General features: G+C 66.5%; 1 protein-coding gene. It reads left to right on the top strand.

Annotated features, from left to right (window positions below):
- Positions 1 to 73 precede the first annotated feature (73 nt).
- Positions 74 to 882 (top strand): IS5 family transposase gene (locus ACOV8S_RS31005; RefSeq protein WP_448321818.1). Its coding sequence is split into 2 segments (ribosomal slippage): positions 74 to 413 and positions 413 to 882, totalling 810 coding nucleotides; the frame shifts between segments, so codons are not numbered across the junction.
- Positions 883 to 895: the final 13 nt, after the last annotated feature.

Here is an 895-nt window from a genome sequence, read left to right as displayed (position 1 = left end):
CTAACTGATCGTTTCAGAATGAGTTTGGCTCACAGGCTTGGCAGTTGGGCTGGTGGACGGCAGAGTTCTGAGTGTGTCGGATGATCTTGTGCCTGATGACCTGTGGGATCGTGTTGCTCCGCTGCTCCCGCCTCGCCCGCCGCGGCGTCGGCGGTATCCAGGCCGACTGCCGGCGGATGACCGTGCGGCTCTGCGGGGGATCGTCTACGTGCTGCGCACGGGAGTGACCTGGGCGGATGTGCCGACCGAGACGATCGGCTGCAGCGGGGTGACGTGCTGGCGGCGGCTGCGGGACTGGACCGAGGCCGGCGTCTGGCCCCGCCTGCACGAGATCCTCCTCGCGGAACTCCGCAAGGCCGGACTGTTGGACATGGAGGACGCCGCGGTCGACGGCTCGCACGTCCGGGCCCTGAAAGGGGGGCTCACACCGGACCTTCACCGGTCGACCGCGGCCGCCGGGGCAGCAAGCACCATGTGATCACAGACCGACACGGAACACCCCTAGCAGTGTCGTTGACCAGCGGAAACCGTCACGACGTCACCCAGCTCATGCCCCTGCTGGACGCGATACCCCGCATCCGCGGCCTGGTGGGCAGGCCACGTCACCGACCACGGCGGCTGTTCGCCGACCGCGGCTACGACTACGACAAGTACCGGCGGCTCCTCCGCGCTCGCGGCATCACGCCGAAGATCGCCCGCAAGGGCATCGCGCACGGATCCGGCCTGGGCAGGACCAGGTGGGTCGTCGAGCGAACCTTCGCCTGGCTCCACCAGTTCAAGCGCCTCCGGATCCGCTACGAGATACGAGCCGACCTTCACCTCGGACTGCTCCAACTCGCCTGCAGCATCATCTGCTTGAGACGACTCCGAACCTCATTCTGAAATGATCAGTAAG

It is taken from the genome of Streptomyces sp. CO7 (assembly GCF_053474865.1).
This window is presented reverse-complemented; position numbering and strand designations above follow the sequence as displayed.